This window comes from Pseudonocardia parietis (assembly GCF_017876315.1).
Lineage (GTDB): Bacteria > Actinomycetota > Actinomycetes > Mycobacteriales > Pseudonocardiaceae > Pseudonocardia > Pseudonocardia parietis.
This window is the reverse complement of sequence record NZ_JAGINU010000004.1, coordinates 450,038-463,583: the sequence shown is the minus strand read 5'-3', so window position 1 is coordinate 463,583 and position 13,546 is coordinate 450,038. Positions and strand designations below refer to the sequence as shown.

Annotated in this window: 10 protein-coding genes and 1 pseudogene; 9 read left to right on the top strand and 2 right to left on the bottom strand. The window is 69.0% G+C overall.

Annotation, left to right across the window (positions count from 1 at the left end; translation table 11 throughout):
* Positions 1 to 63 precede the first annotated feature (63 nt).
* The 4 genes and pseudogenes from JOF36_RS38420 to JOF36_RS38405 all read left to right on the top strand — a co-directional run bounded on the left by JOF36_RS38420 (position 64) and on the right by JOF36_RS38405 (position 3,532).
* Positions 64 to 1,836, top strand: coding sequence for an L-lactate permease (locus tag JOF36_RS38420; RefSeq protein WP_210037112.1), 1,773 nt, complete (start codon positions 64 to 66; stop codon positions 1,834 to 1,836).
* 69 nt (positions 1,837 to 1,905) lie between these two features.
* Positions 1,906 to 2,256: pseudogene (locus tag JOF36_RS38415) on the top strand (biotin carboxylase N-terminal domain-containing protein); the annotation flags it as partial.
* 98 nt (positions 2,257 to 2,354) lie between these two features.
* Positions 2,355 to 2,762, top strand: a complete 408-nt coding sequence (locus tag JOF36_RS38410) for a hypothetical protein (RefSeq protein WP_210037111.1) — start codon at positions 2,355 to 2,357, stop codon at positions 2,760 to 2,762.
* 137 nt (positions 2,763 to 2,899) lie between these two features.
* The gene (locus JOF36_RS38405) at positions 2,900 to 3,532 is read left to right on the top strand and encodes a GntR family transcriptional regulator (RefSeq protein WP_210037110.1); all 633 of its coding nucleotides are present in this window, start codon (positions 2,900 to 2,902) and stop codon (positions 3,530 to 3,532) included.
* Between the two features lie 457 nt (positions 3,533 to 3,989).
* Here the strand turns inward: JOF36_RS38405 and JOF36_RS38400 are convergent, their stop codons facing one another.
* Complete coding sequence (locus JOF36_RS38400) at positions 3,990 to 6,992, bottom strand: FAD-binding and (Fe-S)-binding domain-containing protein (protein ID WP_210037109.1); 3,003 nt, start codon at positions 6,990 to 6,992, stop codon at positions 3,990 to 3,992.
* A complete protein-coding gene (locus JOF36_RS38395) occupies positions 6,985 to 7,809 on the bottom strand; it encodes an IclR family transcriptional regulator (protein ID WP_245353365.1) in 825 nt (274 codons plus the stop codon). Before JOF36_RS38395 ends, JOF36_RS38400 begins: the two co-directional genes overlap by 8 nt.
* A 493-nt stretch (positions 7,810 to 8,302) precedes the next feature.
* Here JOF36_RS38395 and istA point away from each other — a divergent pair, with 493 nt between their 5' ends.
* The 5 genes from istA (at position 8,303) to JOF36_RS38370 (ending at position 13,541) form a co-directional block, all read left to right on the top strand.
* On the top strand, positions 8,303 to 9,883 hold the full coding sequence (gene istA, locus JOF36_RS38390; RefSeq protein ID WP_245350681.1) for an IS21 family transposase: 1,581 nt from the start codon (positions 8,303 to 8,305) through the stop codon (positions 9,881 to 9,883).
* Positions 9,880 to 10,662 carry an IS21-like element helper ATPase IstB gene (gene istB, locus JOF36_RS38385; protein WP_210025094.1) on the top strand — a complete coding sequence of 261 codons (783 nt, stop codon included), beginning with the start codon at positions 9,880 to 9,882 and terminating at the stop codon, positions 10,660 to 10,662. Before istA ends, istB begins: the two co-directional genes overlap by 4 nt.
* 100 nt (positions 10,663 to 10,762) lie before the next feature.
* Positions 10,763 to 11,917, top strand: coding sequence for an amidohydrolase family protein (locus JOF36_RS38380; protein WP_210037107.1), 1,155 nt, complete (start codon positions 10,763 to 10,765; stop codon positions 11,915 to 11,917).
* Positions 11,914 to 13,050, top strand: a complete 1,137-nt coding sequence (locus JOF36_RS38375; RefSeq protein ID WP_210037106.1) for an amidohydrolase family protein — start codon at positions 11,914 to 11,916, stop codon at positions 13,048 to 13,050. The genes JOF36_RS38380 and JOF36_RS38375 overlap by 4 nt, the downstream gene beginning before the upstream one ends.
* Positions 13,047 to 13,541, top strand: coding sequence for a Rieske (2Fe-2S) protein (locus JOF36_RS38370; protein WP_210037105.1), 495 nt, complete (start codon positions 13,047 to 13,049; stop codon positions 13,539 to 13,541). Before JOF36_RS38375 ends, JOF36_RS38370 begins: the two co-directional genes overlap by 4 nt.
* The last annotated feature ends 5 nt before the right edge of the window (positions 13,542 to 13,546 follow it).

Here is a 13,546-nt window from a genome sequence, read left to right as displayed (position 1 = left end):
GGCGCGGAGTCGACGAATTGCCGTGCGCAAACGTCCCGAATACAGATACCGAAAGGCTTCATCGTGGAAGACTTGGGTTTCCTGAGCGTGCTCGCTCTGGCCCCGGTCGTCGTCGTTGCGATCTTTCTCGTCGGTCTGCGATGGCCGGCGAAGTACGCAATGCCGATCGGGTTCGTCGTCTCCGCACTGATCGGTGGACTGGTCTGGGGGATGAACCTCGACGTCCTCGCCGCAGCATCCGTGGAAGGCCTCGTCATCGCGGTGGGGGCGCTGTTCATCGTCTTCGGCGCCCTGCTGCTGCTCCAGACCCTGGCGCAGAGCGGTGCGCTGGCGACGATCCGTGCCGGATTCACCAGCATCAGCCCGGACCGCCGAGTACAGGCGATCATCATCGGATGGTTGTTCGGGTCGTTCATCGAGGGCGCGTCCGGATTCGGCACGCCCGCGGCGATCGTCGCCCCACTTCTGCTCGCCCTCGGGTTCCCGGCGCTGGGTGCGGTCCTCGTCGGAATGACGATTCAGTCCACTCCGGTCAGCTTCGGTGCCGTGGGCCTGCCGATCCTCACCGGTGTCGGGCAGGGCCTCGCCGGGGACCCGGCGGTGGAGGCACGGGCCGCCGAACTGGGTGTTGACCAGGCCAGCTACCTGTCGTCGATCGGAATCCAGGTCGCCTTGATGCACGCCGCAGCGGGGATCCTCATCCCGCTGTTCATGGTCTGCCTGCTGACCCGCTTCTTCGGAGAGCGGCGCAGCTTCGCCGATGGACTCGCGGTGGCCCCCTTCGCGATCTACGCGGCGGTCGCCATGCTCGTCCCGTACCTGCTGCTCGCCACCTTCCTCGGGCCGGAGTTCCCGTCGCTGCTGGGCGGCCTGATCGGCCTGGCGCTGGTGATGTTCACCTCCAGCCGCGGCTTCTTGATGCCCAAGGAGACCTGGGACTTCCCACCGCGGGAACGGTGGCTCGACCGCTGGGTCGGCGACGTCGAACCGGATACCTCCGACACCGGCGTGCGGATGAGCACCTGGCGCGCGTGGTCCCCCTACGTCGTCGTTGCGGTGCTCCTCGTGCTGAGCCGGACGGTGGAACCGTTCAAGGAGGCGCTGCAGACGGTCGCCATCGGACCGTCCGACATCCTGGGGACAGGCATCTCCGAACAGGTCGAGGTGCTCTACTCGCCCGGAGCGGTTTTCCTCGCGGCCTGTCTGATCACCTACGCGAGCCACCGCATGAGCGGGAAGCAGATCGCGCGCGCCTGGTCGGTGTCGGCCAGCCAACTGGCCGGCACCGCCACCGCGCTGTTGTTCGCCGTACCGATGGTGCGGATCATGATCAACAGCGGCCCGGAGTTCAACGTGAGCGGTCTGGCCAGTATGCCGATGACGCTGGCGGAAGGGGCCGCCGCGGTCGTCGGGCCGGCGTGGCCGGTGCTGGCACCGTGGATCGGCGCGCTCGGCGCCTTCGTGGCCGGCTCGAACACCATCTCCAACATGACGTTCGCCCTGTTCCAGTTCGCGACGGCGTCCAACATCGGAGTCAGCCCGGAAACCATCGTCGCTGCTCAGGCCGTCGGCGGTGCCGCCGGGAACATGATCACGGTGCACAACGTGGTTGCCGCGTCGGCGACGGTCGGTCTGCTCGGCAGGGAAGGCGACGTCATCCGGATGACGATCATCCCGTTGACCTACTACTGCCTGCTCGCGGGAGCGCTCGCCTTCATCTGGGTCTACGGCGTCGGGGTCAACCTCGGGTCGATCCTGCTCCTGTTGGTGGTGGGAGGACTGATCGCTGCCATGATCCGGAGCCGTAGGACTGCGCGCGACAAGGTACTCCACTAGGACCGCCCCACCCGGCCCCTGCGGTGTGCGGCCGGGCCGGTCCGCACAGCCGTCACAGTGAGGAGTCAGATGTTCGGCAAGGTGCTGGTGGCCAACCGGGGTGAGATCGCGATCCGGGCGTTCCGGGCGGCGTTCGAGCTGGGAGTCTCCACGGTCGCCGTGTTCCCGTACGAGGACCGCAACTCGTTGCACCGGGCGAAGGCGGACGAGTCCTATCAGATCGGCGAGCCCGGCCATCCTGTGCGCGCGTACCTGTCGGTGGACGAGGTCATCAGGGCGGCGCGCAAGGCCGGCGCGGATGCGGTGTACCCGGGTTACGGGTTCATGTCGGAGAACCCGGACCTGGCGCGGGCGTGCCGAGAGGAGGGCATCACCTTCGTGGGGCCGCCGACCGAGGTGCTGCACCTGACGGCCACCCGGCGCATCTCGAGCGCACTACCACCGGCGCCCGCCCCAGCGCCCCATCGAGTCGGCGAGGCCCAGCAGGCCGAGGGCGGCGACCTGTTGATGGAGCTAACATGACGAGCGAGCTCCTGACGCCCTCTGCAGTTCCTCCGGCAATGATTATTCCGCTTCTGCTCGACACGTCTCTGAATCAGAACACACAGGCGCTTTCGGCGGTAATCTTCCTGCTGGATGCGTGTGCATTCGCTGTCTCTGTCGTTGCCGCCTTCCAGTTGGCGGTACGCCGGTATTCAGATCAGCTTGTCCTCTATGTGGGCGGGGTCGTTCTGGCTGCTGTTTCGACGTTCCTAGTCCGCGCGATGTTGCCCATCGGTGGCAGTGTGATTGAAGTGGCGGCGCCCGCAGCCACGCTATTGTTGATCGTCGGAGGGCTTCTGGTGGGGAAAGTCCGGGGAGATAGGTCGGAAGAGTGTACGCGCTCAAGCTCGGCAGGATCGAGCACAAATGTCTGCGACAATTAATAAGCGAGTGAATGCGCACGATCTCCGTGTGCCTAGTGGCCGTCGCGCCGCCGGTCGAGGACGGACATTTCCTGCCGTAGGGAGACATCCGGTGCCTGCGCCGCGACCTTCCTCTAGCTGGCGATTGGACTCGTGATATGATGGTCGCCCCTGCTCTCGGTGTAGTTTCGCGCGTCGATGCGCTCACTCGTGCATTGACCAGGCAGGTTCTGCGCGCCGAGATCGCGCCTGGATTGGCTGTTAGTGAGAGATTCGTTTGTGACGAGTTCTCCGTGGCTCGTTCGACTGCAAGGGTAGCGCTCGAGCGACTCGTCGCCAGCGGGCTGCTGAGTCGTGCGGCCAATAAGTCCGCTCGGATCCCGGTGTTCGACCTGGCCGACGCCAGAGATTTGTACTTCGCCCGCGAACTCCTGGAATGCGAAGCATTGTCAAGCATTGCCGAGTATGGCCACGTGAAGGACGCCGTCCGTCTCTCTTTCGCGCATTTCGACCGTCGCGCAGCAGTCGAGGGTATTCACGGAGCGCTCGATGCGGACATGGACTTCCACTCAGCTCTGATTGGATCAACTGGTAGTTCGCGGCTCGCTCGTATGCACGCTCGGCTTATCAATGAGTGTCGACTCTTTCTGTCGCAGCACAAAATGCCTGTCGGTCTCTCGCTGGAGAAGATTCGTGCCGAGCGCGCCGAGCTTCTGGCGGCGCTAGAGGAGCGAAACGTGCACAAGGTTCGCACGCTCGTTAGTGCACACTTCTCTTTTCTGTGGAGCTGACCTCAGGGGGGATCTCCGGCACGACGAGGGCGGCGGGTACTGTAAGAACATCGACTCTGGCGCAGAAGCGGCGGGTCGGGGCGCGTCATACTCGATGGCCGCACCCGAACGTTCTGTGATCATTTCGTCGGTGCGGTCATGATCTCGCTTCTGGGTTCCGGGTCTGTCATCGCTGGTTAATGCGCGCCGCCGCGTCGTGGGCGGTGTGCCCGCGGTGCAGGATCGAGTCGAGGCGGGTGCGACCCTGGCATGTACGGCACCTGACCGCCTGCCGGCTGGGTGGGGCCCGCGGCGAGCGAGGTTCTTTTCCAGAGTGAGGTACGAGGTCGAATTAGCCCTTTACCGGGACCGCCGCTACGACGCCTGGTACTGTCACATCTCTTCCGCGATGCTCGTCCCGCCTAAGCCTAGGAAGCGGGTCGATCGATGGAACGCGGGTTGCCATCGTCGTCAGGTTTCACTCACCATCGCCTTTTCTGGCCTCAGAGTGCTTGAACTTGAGTTGGACAATTGGTGCAGGCGCTTCCCCCGTCGGTCGCGAGACTCGCTCGAGCAGTTCGAGGACGTGGACGTAGTCGCGGCCGGTGGCCCGGCTCATGCCGATCTCGCAGGTCCGGTTGCAGGAGGCGTGGGCGTCGGCGTCGATCCCGGCGATCTCCCAGGCCTGTTCGGCGGTGGCCGAGGCGGTGAGCTCGGGGTGCAGCAGGCCGCGGTCGCCGGCGAATCCGCAGCATCCCCAGGAGTCGGGCACGACGACCTCGGCCGCGACCGCGGCGGCGAGGCGGCGCAGTGGTTCGGTCAGGCCGAGCTGGGTCGCCGAGCAGGTGGGGTGGAGCACGATCCGATCCAGTGGCTCGTACACCGTGACCTTGGGCAGCAGGTGCTCGGCGGTGTAGGACACGGAGTCGAGCACCTCGATGCCGTGGTACTGGGCCGGTCCGGAGGCGATCATGACCCGCAGCCCCTCGGTGCACGACGACGCGTCGGTCACCACCGGGATCGCGCCGCGCCGGGTGGCGGTCCAGAGCGCGGGGAGCACCCGTTGGGCCATCGCGGTGGCGCCGTCGGACAGGCCCTTGGACTTCCACGGGGTGCCGCAGCACAGCGACGGCAGGTTCTCGGGCGCGGTGGCCCGGACGTCGGCGCGGTGGCAGAGCCGGACGAACGCGTCCGCGGCGCCCCGGTCCGCGCCGGCCCCGCTGGTAGCGCCGGAGGCGGTGCCGAACATGGCGCCGGTGCAGGAGGAGAACAGCACCAGGTCGGCGACCGCGGCGCGCTGCGAGACCAGCCCGCTCGGGACGCGGTGGGCGCCGCCGGCGGGCAGGTCGGGGGCCCATTGCGGTACCTGCTCGGGGCCGATGACCTTCCGCAGCGCCGTCGACGCGGGGCCGGCGCCGGGGACCTTCTTCGCGACGGTCAGGGCGGTTCCGGCGAGCCGGGTCGTGGCGTTCCAGTGCTTGGCGGCGAACTCCCAGCCCTTTGCGGCGGTCTTCTGCGGGCGTTCGGCGCGCAGGCGCCGGATCAGGTCGCCGGTGTTGATCGTGACCGGGCAGGCGGTGGCGCACATGCCGTCGACGGCGCAGGTGTCGACGCCGTCGTAGGCGTAGTCGTCCTCCAGCTCGGCGACCAGTGCGTGGTCACCGGCGGCGCGGGCCTTCTCGAGCTCGCGGCGCAGCACGATCCGCTGGCGCGGTGTGGTGGTCAGGTCGCGGCTGGGGCAGACGGGTTCGCAGAACCCGCACTCCACGCAGCGGTCCACCTCGGACTCGACCGGTGGGGCGGACTTGAGGTCGGACAGGTGCGCGGCGGGGTCGTCGTCGAGGACGACGCCGGGTGAGAGCAGCCCGTGCGGGTCGCAGAGCTGTTTGATCTCCTGCATGACCTGGTAGAGGTCGTCGCCGTACTGGCGGCGGACGAACGGGGTCATCATCCGCCCGGTGCCGTGCTCGGCCTTGAGGGTGCCGCCGTGGGCGAGTACGAGGTCGACCATGTCGTCGGTGAAGCGGCCGAACCGGTCGCGGCCGCTGGTGTCCCCGCCGGAGTCGCCGAGCCGCTCGGTGAGCATGAAGTGGACGTTGCCGTCCTTGGCGTGGCCGAAGATCACCGCGTCGTCGTAGCCGTGGCGGCCGAACAGCTCGATCAGGCCCTCGCAGGTCGCGAGCAGGTCCGGGACCGGGACGGCGATGTCCTCCAGCAGTGCGGCGGTGCCGGGGGGCCGCGCGCCGGCGACCTTGGCGTAGAGGCCCTTGCGCAGTTTCCACAGCCCGGCCTTGGCCGCCGGGTCGGCGGACAGCTCGCGTGGGCCGTGCAGCGGGAGCCGTCCCAGCAGCCCGGACGCGGCCCCGGCGAGTTCGTCGACCTCGGCGGCGGTGTGCCCGCGGTACTCGACCAGCAGGGCGGCGTGTGCGTCGACGGACAGGGCGCGCAGGCGGGGGTCGGCGTCGGTGTCGGCCTGCCCGACGCGTAGCGAGGTGGCGTCGAGCAGCTCGATCGTGGCGGGCCGGGAGTCGACGAGATCGGGCAGCGCGCGGTTGGCCTCGGCGAGGTCGGAGAACACCAGCAGTCCGGTGCGGGTGTGGGCCAGCACGGGCACGGTGCGCATGGTGATCGAGGTGATGAACGCGAGCGTGCCCTCGGACCCGACGATCAGGTGGGTGAGGATGTCGACCGGGCGGTCGTGGTCGAGGAACGAGTTCAGCCCGTAGCCCATCGTGTTCTTGAGCGAGAACTGTGTCTCGATGCTCGTGCGGGCGGCCTCGTTGCCGCGCAGGCGGTCCCGCAGCCGGGCCAGCCCGGCCCACAGGTCGGGTTCGCGGGCGCGCAGCTCGTCGTCGGCGCCGGGGTGGCCGGTGTCCAGTGTGGTCCCGGACGGCAGGACGATCTCGAGGGAGTCGAGCAGCGCGTAGCTGTTCGCGGCGGTGCCGCAGGCCATCCCGGAGGAGTTGTTCGCGACGACGCCGCCCAGGGTGCAGGCGACCTCGCTGGCCGGGTCCGGGCCGAGCATCCGGCCGTGGCGGGCGAGCCGGGTGTTGATCGCCCGTACGGTCGCGCCGGGCCCGACCCGGACCCGGGCGCCGTCGTCGAGGATCTCGATGCCGCGGAAGTGCCGCCGGGCGTCGACCAGGATCCCGTCGGTCACGGCCTGGCCGGACAGGCTGGTGCCGCCGGCGCGGAACGTCAGCGGCACACCGGTCGCGGCGGACGCGGTGAACAGCCGGGCGACGTCGTCGGCGCCCTGCACGGTGACCACGGCGCGCGGGGTGCGGGCGAAGTGCGAGGCGTCGTGCGCCATCCCCAGCACATCGATCGCCCGGGTCCGGACCGCCTCCGGGCGGACCGCCGTCGCCAGCGTCTCGTGCAGACCGGGGGCCCAGCCTGCGGACGTGCCGGGCTGTGAACCGGACGTCGGCGCTTCCACGTAAGTGTTCTCCTTGGTCTCGAACAGCGCATCGTCATCCATCGGCGCGGCCCGACCGGCGCACCCGGCCTCGCCCGGCGAGGTGCTCGACTTCGCGGAGCAGCAGCGAGGTGAGCAGTGGCTCGCGGTCGGGTTCCATGCGCGAGGCCGGGGCGACGATGCCGATCGACAGGACACCTGGGCCACCGTTCGCGGCAGGGACCGCCACACTCATGCCCGCGGAGTCGTCCCCGACCAAGCCACGGTTGAGACCGATCCCGCTGCGCGCGCGGGACTCGTCGATCATCCCGAGGACCCTGTCCGGAGGAAGGTGCGGGAAGGTCCGGCTGACCTCGTCGGCGTTGGCCGCAACGATCTCTTCCGCGTCGTCCGGGCTCATCGCGGCGAGGAAGGCCAGTCCCGGTGACCCCACGCCCAACGGAAGCCTGTCCCCGAGCTGCAGGACGTGGCTGCGCACCGGCCATCTGCCTTCCTCGCGGTGGATGCAGACGTAGTGCAGGCGTCGGCGCACGGTGACAACCGCGACGTCCTCCGATGCCCCGGCGAGCCGCGCAGCTGCTGCGAGCGTTTGCTGCTGGATCCCGTATCGGGCTTCGGCCGCGGCGCCGACGGCGTAGGCCTCCGGGCCCAGCTGGTATCGGCGGTCGGGTGCCTGCTCGAGGAAGCCAGCATGCAGGAGCTCACCCAGGAGCCGGTGGGCGGTGGGCTTGGTCAGACCGGACTCGTCGGCGACCTCGGCCACGGACAGGCCGCCTCTGCGGTCCCAGGCGGCAATCAGTGACAGAAGATCGAGTGCCCGGCGAACGCTTTGCGAACCTTGCCGACTCTGATCTCCGGCCCGTTCACGATCACGCGCCATCCTGGTGCGTTCCATATTATGGAGCGATTTATTTGCCGTAACCACGGATCAAGACGCTAGAACCGGCGAAGGGACCTGTCAATTTCCACTATGTGGAACGCTGAGCTGCGAGAACTGAATCTGTCGTTGACCGGCTCACCGGACTCACATCACGGTCCTGTCGTCCTCCTACTGCTTCACCGTCGAACCAGGAGCTATCCGTGGCGTACGTCCACCACACTCCGCAGCGGCCTTCCCAGCCGGGCCTCGCCGGCTTCGGTCGCACCACGCCCACGGGCATCCCCTTCCCCCTCGCGTCAGGCCGTGTCCGTGGCCATGAAAAAGTCCCCGCTGGTGGCCAGGTTCAGGTCCCCGCGGGTGGCCTTGTGAGGTCCCCGCTGGTGGCCAGATAGAAGTCCCCGGTCCCTCGTCGTGTCGTACGCCGGGTTGAGGCCCTGGGCGGTGACGGTGGTGGTTGTCGAAGCCAGCCGCCGCACCACCCAGGGGTCTCCCATTGAAGTCTGCGAGGGAACGGATGGACATCATTTCGGCCTATCGGGATGTCGGCAGTTATCGCGGCGCGGCCGCGATCTGCGCCACGACACCGAAGACCGTGCGTCGGGTCATCGAGCGTCATGACGCGGGGGGTGTTGTCCCGCAACGCAAACCACGCTCCCGGAACTATGAGTCGGTCGCCGAGCTGGTCGCCGGGCGAGTGGAGAAGACCAAGGGCAGGATCTCGGCGAAGCGGCTGCTGCCCGATGCTCGCGCCGCGGGCTACGAGGGCTCGGCGCGCAACTTCCGCCGCCTCGTCGCGCAAGCGAAGGCCGACTGGCGCCGCGATCATCACCGCGGGCGGCGTCCGGCGGTGTGGTCCCCGGGCGAGCACCTGGTCATCGACTGGGGCGTGATCGCCGGGCTGCACGTGTTCTGCGCCGTGCTGGCCTGGTCGAGGGTGCGGTTCGTCCGCTTCGCCGTCGACGAACGCGCCGAGACCACCCTGAACATGCTGGCCGAGTGCTTCGAGACCATCGGCGGGGTCCCGAAGGTCGTGCTCGCCGACCGGATGGGGTGTCTGAAGGCCGCCGTGGTCGCCGACCTCGTGGTCCCGACACCGGACTACGTGCGCTTCGCCAGCCACTACCGGTTCCGCCCGGACTTCTGCCACGGCAACGATCCGGAGTCCAAGGGCATCGTGGAGAACCTCGTCGGCTACGCCAAAGCCGACCTGATCATCGGCTGCGACCTGGTCGACCTCGACACCGGGGACACCGGGGGGCCGGGACGCCCCGACCTGGCCGCGGCCAACGCCGCAGCGCAGCAGTGGTGCGCGGAGGTCAACGCGGTGACGCACTCGGAGATCGCGGCGATCCCCGCTGAGCGGCTGGCCGAACACGAGCTCGACGTCTTGGGCGGGCTCCCGTCGCTGCGCCCTCGGATCACCGGCCCGGCGGTGATCCGCAAAGTCGACCGGTTGTCCTGCGTGAGGTTCGGGTCGGCCCGCTACTCGGTCCCCACCACCGCGATCGGCACCCGGGTCGAGGTCCGCACCCACGCCGACCGCCTCACCATCCTGTCCACCGCCACACCCGGCGGCAGGGTCGGCGCAGTTGCCGGGGCCGGGGTGGTGTTGGCCGAGCACCGCCTGGTCGGGCCGGGCGAGGCGTCGGTGATCGACGCCCACTACGGCGGGCCGCGCCCCACGACTCCGGTTCGGGCGGCCCGCCCGAAGACCGCTGACGAGAAGACGTTCTGCGCACTCGGGCCCGCCGCGCAGGCGTTCCTGACCGGTGCTGTCGCAGCCGGATCGGCCCGCCTGGGCACCGAGCTCGGCGAGCTCCTCGCACTCGGCCAGGCTCACGGCGAACAGGCTCTGCTCGACGCGCTGGCCCGAGCGACGGCGTTCCGTCGTTGGCGGGCCGAGGACGTCCGGTCCATCCTCGCCGCCGGCGCTGCCGCACCGAGACCCCAACCGGCCGGGCAGGCGTTGGTGGTCGAGCTGCCCGCGGTCCCGACCCGCTCGCTGACCGACTACGCCGTCTTCACCGACACCGCCACACCCGCCGGCGGTGTCGTCGAGGGTGATGCGTCATGACTGCGAGCAAGCCCCCGGCGCTCGACGCGGACCTCGAGGCCGGGCTCAAACGACTCAAGCTCGCCGCGATGCGCCGCCTCGCGCCGGAGCTGCTGCTCACCGCCCGCACCCAGCGCTGGCGTCCTGAGGAGCTGCTGCGGGTCCTGGTCGAGGCCGAGGTCGCCGCCCGGGACGCCTCCAACATCGCCAACCGGCGCAAGGCGGCCGGGTTCCCGGTCGCCAAGACCCTCGACGAGTTCGACCTGTCCGCCTCCTCGATCCCCCAGGCCACGTTCGACTACCTCGCCTCGCTGGAATGGATCCGCGCCCCGGAGAACCTCGCCCTGGTCGGCCCGGCCGGCACCGGGAAGTCGCATCTGCTCGTCGCGCTTGGCACGGCGGCGGTCGAGGCCGGGCACCGGGTCCGCTACTTCACCGCCGCCGACCTGGTCGAAGCGCTCTACCGCGGCCTGGCCGACAACTCCGTCGGCCGACTCATCGACCACACACTGCGCCATGACCTGATCATCATCGACGAGATCGGGTTCGCCCCACTCGACGACACCGCCGCCCAACTGCTGTTCCGGCTCGTCGCCGCCGCCTACGAACGCCGCAGCCTCGCCATCAGCTCCCACTGGCCCTTCGACCGATGGGGGCGGTTCATGCCCGAACACACCACCGCGGTCAGCCTGCTCGACCGGCTCCTGCACCACGCCCAGGTCGTCGTCACCAGCGGCGACTCCTACCGCATGCGCGAAGCCCGAAACGCGAAGAAGGGAGCCGCCATCAACACCAGCTGAACAACCCCGGACCGGGGACTTTCACCCGGCCACCAGCGGGGACCACAAACTGGCCATTGACAGGCCGGACGCGCTCGGCCCAGGGGTCCGGTGAGAGCGCATGAGCACGATCGCGGCACCTGTGGCCCGAGCGACCGGAGTGGTTTCCGCACAGGTCCCGCCCGGCCGATGTGCGGCCCTCGTCGACTGCGATGTCCACCCGGTGATGGGGTCGGGGCACTCGCTGCTGCCGTACCTGGACGGCTACTGGCGGGCGCAGCTCGAGGCCCAGATGGTCCCGACGTACGAGCCCAGCTACCACCCGCCGCGTTCGCCGATCGCGCAGCGGCCCGAAGCTCGCACCGACTCCGACGGCCGAGCTGCGACCCGTGTCGAGGATCTCGTGGCCGACGTGTTCACCGGGGACACCGACTTCGCGGTGCTGAATTGCCTCTATGGCGTGCAGCAGGTGCACCAGCCCCGCCGGGAGGCCGCTCATGCGCAGGCGCTGAACGACTGGATCGCCGCCGAGTGGCTCGACCAGGACGACCGGCTGCGGGCCTCGATCGTCGTGCCGATGAGTTCGCCGGATGTCGCTGTTGCCGAGATCGAACGGCGGGCCGGTGAGGACCGGTTCTGCCAGGTGCTGCTGCTCGGCCAGTCCGAACTGCTCTACGGGCGGCGGATGCACTGGCCGATCTGGGAGGCCGCCGAGCGGGCGGGCCTGCCCGTTGCCCTCCACATCGGCGGTGTGTTCCGGCAGGCCCCGACCTCGGTCGGCTGGCCGTCGACCTACCTCGAGTGGTACGTAGGTCAGCAGGCCAACCTGGAGGCGCAGCTCTGCTCGATCGTGTCCGAGGGAGTGTTCCAGAAGTTCCCCGGCACCAAGATCGTAGTGTCCGAGGTCGGCTTCAACTGGCTGCCACCGTTCCTGTGGAAGTTCGACAAGCTGTGGAAGAGCTACCGGCAGGACGTGCCGTGGCTCGACGAGCGCCCCTCGGACGTCATTCGCCGCCACGTGCGGTTCACGACCGCGCCGTCCGACGGCGCCGAACAGCCGGGTGAACTCGATCGCATCGTGGACCGGATGGGCTCCGACGAGCTCCTCGTCTACTCCAGCGACTACCCCCACCGGCACCGGTCCGGCCCGGGCTCGATCACCGCCGGCACATCGAACCCCGGCCTGCGCGAGCGGGTGCTGCGCACCAACGCCTTCAACCTCTACGGCCTGACCGTCGACGACGACTCGTCCGCGCAGGAAAGGAGCCAGTCATGACCACGCTCGAGAACCGTCCCGTGGTCGGTGCATTGCACCGCCCGTCGGTCACAACAGGGCTCGTCGACGTCGACATCCACCCGACGCCTCCGCCTGGCGCGGTGTTCGAGCACCTGGACCCGCGGTGGCGCCGCCATGTCGACGAGTACGGCGTGCGCACGACGAACGGGCTGTTCAATCTGGGTGAGTATCCGCAGCTCTACGGCGGCGCGATGCGTGCCGACGCCTGGCCTGAGCAGGGCCTGCCGGGCTCGGACCTCGGCCTGTTGCGCAGCCAGCTCCTCGATCTCTACGACATCGAACTGGGCGTGCTGCAGTGTTTGTCCCCCGGCGGACAGACCCTCAATCCGGCGAGTCAGGCGTTGCATCAGGAGCTCGCTGCCGCGCTGACCCGAGCCGTCAACGACTGGCAGCTCGAGGGCCTGGTCTACCTCGAACCGCGGCTGCGTGCGGCGATGGCCGTGCCGTTCGAGGTTCCCGACCTGGCGGTCGAGGAGATCGAGCGGGTCGGCGCCGATCCGGGTGTGGTCGCGGTCCTCGGGCTGAGCAAGACGCTCGAGCCGCTGGGCAGCCGCAAGTACTGGCCCATCTACCGAGCACTGGTCGAGCAGGGGCTGCCGCTGCAGGTCCACCTGTCCCAGGGCGGCGGGCACGCCAACACCGGTACCGGCTGGACCTCGTATCACACCGAGTACCACGTCGGTCAGGTGCAGAGTTTCCAGTCGCAGATCCTCAGCCTTGTGCTGTCGGGGACGTTCGACCGATTCCCGGATCTGCGGATCATGTTCGTCGAGGGGAACGTCGCCCATTTCGTGCCGCTCGTGCGCCGGCTCGACTACCACTGGGAGACCCTGCGTAGTGAGGTTCCGACCCTGCAGCGGCGGCCGTCGGAGTACGTCTCGGACCACATCTGGGTCTCCACCCAGCCGATCGACGAGCCCGACAACCCCGCGCACCTGGTCGAGTACATCGAGGAGTTCGGCGCCGATCGCGTGCTGTTCGCCTCGGACTACCCGCACTTCGACTTCGACTCGCCGGAGGCAATCTTCCCGCCGTCCTTCCCTGCCGACCTGAAGGACAAGGTCCTGCGGCGCAACGGGGCTGCGTTCTTCGGAATCGAGCTGCCGGGATGACGCGCTACATGGTCGCCAACGCCTCGGAGCTTCCGCCCGGTGGGCGCCTGGTCGTCGAACTCGAGGGTCGGTCGGTCGGCGTGTTCAACGTCGACGGCGAGTACTACGCGCTGCTCAACCAGTGCCCGCACGCCGGCGCGCCGCTGTGCGAGTACGGGACGGTCTTCGGGATCTCCTCGGCCGAGCAGCCGGATTCCGAAATCACCTATGAGTCGCAGCGGTCGCTGCGATGCCCGTGGCACGCCTGGGAATTCGACATCCGTACCGGGGCATCGTTCTACGACCCGCGCAACGCCCGGGTGCGGCGCTACGACGTCGAGGTGGTTCCCGGCTCGCCCGAGGACGAGACCGATCCCGCCGGTGGGCGCCAGGAAGGGCCGCTCGTGCTGGAGGGATACGCGGTATCGGTCGAGGACGACGTCGTGGTGGTCGACACCTCGCGGCGGCGGCCCGGGCGACGGCCGCGAGCCGGTTCCGCCGCCAGCGCCTGACATCT